The sequence below is a fragment of the Xanthobacter sp. BG11Y11_SDJG genome (assembly GCF_057364445.1).
In genome coordinates this window covers 1-5,956 of record NZ_JBNFNU010000274.1, presented here as the reverse complement: position 1 = coordinate 5,956, position 5,956 = coordinate 1, and the positions used below count along the sequence as shown (strand labels likewise).

Annotated in this window: 4 protein-coding genes and 1 pseudogene; 3 read left to right on the top strand and 2 right to left on the bottom strand. The window is 70.7% G+C overall.

The window, feature by feature from the left end; all coding sequences use genetic code 11:
* Positions 1-88: 88 nt before the first annotated feature.
* Together AC2W7M_RS18400 and uxuA are read right to left on the bottom strand one after the other, a co-directional pair.
* Entirely contained in the window at positions 89-907 is an 819-nt protein-coding gene (locus AC2W7M_RS18400) for a sulfite exporter TauE/SafE family protein (protein ID WP_486133891.1), read from the bottom strand.
* Between the two features lie 73 nt (positions 908-980).
* Positions 981-2,201 (bottom strand): mannonate dehydratase, encoded by a 1,221-nt coding sequence (gene uxuA, locus AC2W7M_RS18395; protein WP_486133889.1) that lies wholly within the window; start codon positions 2,199-2,201, stop codon positions 981-983.
* 314 nt (positions 2,202-2,515) lie between these two features.
* Between uxuA and crtY the strand changes: the two are divergent.
* The 3 genes and pseudogenes from crtY to AC2W7M_RS18380 all read left to right on the top strand — a co-directional run.
* Positions 2,516-3,582, top strand: a pseudogene (gene crtY / locus AC2W7M_RS18390) (lycopene beta-cyclase CrtY).
* Positions 3,579-5,096: a phytoene desaturase gene (locus AC2W7M_RS18385; protein WP_486133888.1), complete on the top strand. Its 1,518-nt coding sequence runs from the start codon at positions 3,579-3,581 to the stop codon at positions 5,094-5,096. Before crtY ends, AC2W7M_RS18385 begins: the two are co-directional and overlap by 4 nt.
* Positions 5,093-5,956 (top strand): phytoene/squalene synthase family protein (locus tag AC2W7M_RS18380; protein ID WP_486133886.1); only part of this gene is annotated, 864 nt, incomplete at its 3' end. The genes AC2W7M_RS18385 and AC2W7M_RS18380, both read left to right, overlap by 4 nt.

The following is a 5,956-nucleotide window of genomic DNA, read 5'->3' as shown; positions in this document are numbered from 1 at the left end:
CGGATCGTCCTGACGTCGTCTGATGTCTGCGCGCGCGCGCGACGTCGGCCGGAAGAGTAGAGCGCGGCCTCGGCGGAAGAAAGCCGCCTCAGGGCAGGCGGGAGGCGTGGTGCCAGATCTTCGCCGCCGCCAGCACCAGCATTGCGGCCAGCAGCGGCAGGATCACCGAGGCCGGCACGAGGCCCAGCATCAGCCCGCCGATGGCACTGCCCAGCATGGAGCCGCCGGCGAGCGCCAGCAGGAACACCTTCTGCGCCTTCAGCACCGCGAGGCTCTCATCGGCGCCGATGCGGGCGAAGCCCACCAGGATGGTGGGCAGGGCGATGACCAGCGAGAGACTGCCGGCGGTCTTCACGTCGATGCCGAACAACAGCACCAAGGTCGGTACCAGCAGCTCGCCGCCCGCGACCCCCATCATCGACACCACCATGCCGATGGCGAACCCCGCCGCGACGCCGGCCATGCCGCGCCAGGGCTGGGCGAGCAGCGCGTGGTGGCGCGGCATCTCGTCGCCCAGGAACAGCAAGGCGGCGGTGACGACCATGAGCACGCAGATGACGCGGAACAGCGTGCGCGAGGCGAAGCGGGAGGCGAGGTGCGTGCCCGCATAGGCGCCGGCGAGGCTGCCCGACAGCACGGTGACGAGGATCGCCCAGTGGTCGGCGATGGTGGCGAACGGCACCGCGGCGGCCCGGAACGGCAACGCGCACAGCACCACCACGAGGCTCGTCGCCTTGTTCAGCACCACCGCCGGCAAGGCGTCGAAGCCGAGGCCGATCAGGACCGGAAGGCGGATTTCCGCGCCGCCAAGGCCGATCAGGCCCCCCAGCCCACCGATGGCGAGACCCGCGAGGAAGCCCACCGCAAGTCGAGCGGGCGTGGGCGCTACGGTCGGCGCGATGGTCATGGCGAATCCCCCCGGATGCCGAGGATCATCGCATCGGGTCCCAGCGGGGGGAATGCCGCCTGCGACGCCGCCCTCAGCCGTAGCGGACGCTTGCGTGCGTGAGCGCGGTCATGATGCCGCGCAGCTCGGCAAGGCCCTTCAGGCGGCCGACGGCGGGATAGCCCGGCTGGCCGCCGCGGCCGATGTCGTCGAGGATGTCCTGGCCGTGGTCCGGCCGGAACGGAATCTCGGCGTCGGCGCGGCCCTCGGCGCGGCGGCGCGCCTCCTCCTTCAGCAAAGCGCCGATGGTGGCCACCATGTCGGTCGCGCCGTTGAGGTGCTCGTCCTCATGGAACGAGGCGCGGATGCCGTCCGCCATCGCCTCGCGGCGGACATTGCGCAGATGCACGAAATGGATGCGCGGGCCGAGCCGCTCCGCCATTCCGGGCAGATCGTTGTCGGGCCTCACCCCGAGCGAGCCGGAGCAAAGCGTGACGCCGTTCGCCGGGCTCGGCACCGCATCGAGGAAGACGCGGTAGTCGGCTTCGGTCGAGACGATGCGCGGCAGGCCGAGCAGCGGGAAGGGCGGATCGTCCGGATGGCAGCACAGGCGGATGCCGAGCTTTTCCGCCGTGGGCACCACCTCGGCGAGGAAGTCCACCAGATGGGCGCGCAGCCGCTCGGCCGGCAGGCCGTCATAGAGCGCAAGCTGGCCGCGCAGCCCGTCCAGCGTCCAGCCGTCCGCCGCGCCCGGCAGCCCGGCCGTGAGATTGCGCACGAGTGCCGCCTTGGCCGCGTCGTCCATGGCCGAAAAGCGCCGCGCCGCCGCGTCCTTCAGCGCGTCGCCGAAATCGTCCGCCGCTGCGGGGCGCTTGAGGATGAAGAGGTCGAAGGCGGCGAAGTCGGCCAGGTCGAAGCGCATGGCCCGCCCGCCATGGTCGACGCGGAAGGCGAGGTCGGTGCGGGTCCAGTCCAGCACCGGCATGAAATTGTAGCAGACCGTGGTCAGCCCCTCCGCCGCCAGCGCTTCCAGCGAGGTCTTGTAGTTGGCGATGTGGGCGCGGAAGGCGCCGGTCTGGCGCTTGATGTCCTCGGAGACGGGCAGGCTCTCCACCACGTCCCAGGTGAGGCCGGTGGGCGTGCCGTCGGCGTGGAAGGCGACATTGCGCTTGCGCTGGGCGACCTCGGCTCGGGTCCATACCGCGCCGGTCGGAATGTGGTGCAGCGCGCTGACAACCCCCTGCGCGCCCGCCTGCCGCACCGATGAGAGCGGCACGATGTCCTTCGGGCCGAACCAGCGCCAGGTTTGCCGCATCCCCTTGCTCCCCCTCCACAAACCGGCGCAGCCCGGGGGCTGGCCTAAAGGAGGGGCTGCGCCCGATGCGCTGGCCGACACTGGTATGGCAGCCGCCGCGCGGTGTCAAAATGCCCGCAGGCTCCGCCGTTTGGGTGGTGGCACCGGCGGGCCGAACCGGCTATTGGCTCGATCTGCGCTTTTCCAATAGAGCCCTGGATCGGCGGGATCGGATCGGCGGGTGATGGACGACATCCTTCTCGTGGGCGGCGGCCTCGCCAACGGCCTCATCGCCGCGCGGCTGGCGGAGCGGCGGCCGCAGGTGCGCTTCGCGAATTCTCGAGGCGGGGGCGGCGCTGGGCGGCAACCACACCTGGTCGTTCCACGCCAGCGACGTGGATGCAGCGGACCGCGATTTCCTGGCGCCCTTCCTCGCCGCTTCCTGGACCGGCACGGATGTGCACTTCCCGGCCTTCTCGCGCACGCTGCCGGGCGGCTATGCCAGCATGTCCTCGGCGCGCCTCGCCGCCGCCCTCGCCGGACGCTTTGCCGACCGCATCCGCACCGGCGCCAAGGTGGCGTCGGTCGCGGCGGACCATGTGGTGCTTGAGGACGGCACGCGGCTCGACGCCGGCGCCGTGATCGACGGCCGCGGCGCCGCGCCGAGCCGGCATCTGGACCTCGGCTGGCAGAAGTTCGTCGGCCTGGAACTGCGCCTCGACCGGCCCCACCGCCTCACCCGGCCCATCATCATGGATGCGCGGGTGACACAGCTTGACGGCTACCGCTTCGTCTATGTGCTGCCGCTCGACGCCGACACGCTGCTGGTGGAGGACACCTATTATGCCGACGGCCCGGAGCTGTCGGCCGAAGCGGTGCGCACGCGGGTGATTGCGTACGCCGCCGGCATGGGCTGGCGCGGGCAGGTGGTGCGATCGGAGGAGGGCGTGCTGCCCATCGCGCTCGGCGGCGACATCGCGGCCTTCCTCGCCGAGGGGCCGGCCGGGGTTGCCCGCAGCGGCCTCAGGGCGGCGCTGTTCCACCCCACCACCGGCTATTCGCTGCCGGACGCGGTGCGCTCGCCGGCCACATCTCCACTTTGCCGGACCTCTCCGGCCCGGCGCTCGCGGCGGCGACGCGCGATTTCGCGGTGAAGCGGTGGGAGAGCCGGGGCTTCTTCCGCCTGCTGAACCGCATGCTGTTCCGCGCCGCGGAGCCGGCGCAGCGCTACCGCATCCTCGCGCGCTTCTACCGCCTCTCGCCCGGCCTCATCGCCCGTTTCTATGGCGCCCGGCTCACTTTGGCGGACCAGGCACGCATCCTCACGGGCCGCCCGCCCGTACCTTTGTGGCGCGCCGTGCGCTGCCTGACCGAGACCAGAGGTTCGACGCTTTCCCCATGATGCCCGCTCCCGCCCTTTCCGGCGCCCGCCGCGCCGCCGTCATCGGCTCCGGCTTCGGCGGCCTCGCGCTCGCCATCCGCCTCCAGGCCGCAGGCTTCGCCACCACCGTGTTCGAGAAGCGCGACAAGCCGGGCGGGCGGGCCTATGTCTACCAGCAGGACGGCTTCACCTTCGACGGCGGGCCCACCGTCATCACCGATCCCACCTGCCTCGAAGAGGTGTTCCAGGCCGCCGGCCGCCGGCTTGAGGACTATGTGGAGCTGATCCCGGTGGCGCCCTTCTACCGCCTCCTGTGGGAGGACGGCGCGCAGTTCGACTATGTCAACGACCAGGCGGCGCTCGACGCCCAGATCGCCGCCTTCTCGAAGAAGGACGTGGAGGGCTATCGCCGCTTCCTCGCTTATTCCACCGCGGTGTTCGAGGAAGGCTATCTCAAGCTCGGCGCGGTGCCGTTCCTGCATGTCTCCGACATGATCAAGGCCGGGCCGAACCTGATGAAGCTCCAGGCCTGGCGCTCGGTCTATTCCATGGTCTCGACATTCATCGAGAACGAGCATCTGCGCGAGGCCTTCTCGTTCCATTCGCTGCTGGTGGGCGGCAATCCCTTCTCCACCTCCTCGATCTACGCCCTCATCCATGCGCTGGAGCGCAAATGGGGCGTGTTCTTCCCGCGCGGCGGCACCGGGGCGCTGGTCGCGGCCATGGTGCGCCTGTTCGAGGACATCGGCGGCACCATCCGCCTCTCTTGTCCGGTGGATGAGATCGTGATCGCGGGCGACCGCGCCACCGGCGTGCGCCTTCAGGGCGGCGAGACGCTGCCCTTCGACCTCGTCGCCTCCAATGCCGATGTGGTCCACACCTACCGGACTCTGATGCGCGGCAGCGCGCGCGGGCGCAGCTACGGCAAGAGCCTCGCCGCCAAGCGCCACTCCATGTCGCTGTTCGTGACCTATTTCGGCGCCAACCGCACCTGGGATCATCTCCAGCACCACACGGTGCTGTTCGGCCCGCGCTACAAGGGCCTCGTGAACGAGATCTTCAGCGGGCCGGACGTGCCGGAGGACTTCTCGCTCTATCTCCATGCCCCGACCGTCACCGACCCCTCGCTGGCGCCCGAGGGCTGCACCGCCTTCTATGTGCTCTCGCCGGTGCCGCATCTGGGCAAGGCCGACATCGACTGGGACAAGGAGGCGCCGCTCTACCGCGACCGCATCCTCGCCTCCCTGGAGCGTCGCCTGCTGCCGGGCCTCACCGACGCGCTGGTGACGAGCCGCGTGCTCACGCCGTTCGGCTTCCGCGACGAACTGAACGCGCATCTCGGCTCGGCCTTCTCGGTGGAGCCGATCCTCACCCAGTCGGCCTGGTTCCGGCCGCACAATCGCGACGACAAGATCGCCAATCTCTACATCACCGGCGCCGGCACCCATCCGGGAGCGGGGGTGCCGGGCGTGGTCGGCTCGGCCAAGGCCACCGCCTCGCTGATCGTCGCGGATTTTGCAGGGGCGCGCGCGTGAGCGATCCCGGCGGAAGCCTCCTTGCGGCCAGCGAACAGTCCATCGCGCAGGGCTCGAAGAGCTTCGCCGCTGCCGCGCGCCTGTTCGATGCCCGCACGCGGGCCGATGCGGTGATGCTCTATGCCTGGTGCCGGCACTGCGACGACGTGGTGGACGGTCAGGTGCTGGGCATGGGTCGCGCCGAGATGGCCGGCACGCCCGCCCAGCGGCTCGACGCGCTCTATGAGGAGACGCGGCGCGCCTATGCCGGTGCGCCCTCTGCCCATCCCGCCTTCGCCGCCTTCGCCGAGGTGGTGCGGCGCAACGACATCCCGGAGCGCTACCCCCTCCAGCTGCTGGAGGGCTTCCGCATGGATGTGGAGGGCCGGCGCTACGAGTGCCTCGATGACACGCTGACCTATTGCTACCACGTGGCCGGCGTGGTGGGCGTGATGATGGCGCTCATCATGGGCGCGCGCGACGAGGTGGTGCTGGACCGGGCGAGCGACCTCGGCCTCGCCTTCCAGCTCACCAACATCTCGCGGGACGTGATCGAGGATGCCGGCATCGGCCGGCTCTATCTGCCGGCGGACTTCCTCGCGCAGGCCGGCATCCCGGAAGACCGGGTGGCGGCGCCCGAGAACCGCGCGAAGGTCGCGGCCGTGACGGCGCGGCTTTTGGACGTGGCGGAGCCCTATTACGACCAGGCGCTGATCGGCATCCGCGCTTTGCCCCTGCGCTCGGCCTCAGCCATCGCCACGGCGCGCGCGGTCTACCGCGCCATCGGCACCAAGGTGCGCGCCGCCGGTCCCAGGGCCTGGGACGCGCGCGCCGTCCACCTCCAAGGCCGAGAAGCTGCGCCTGCTGGCCGGCGGGGTCGC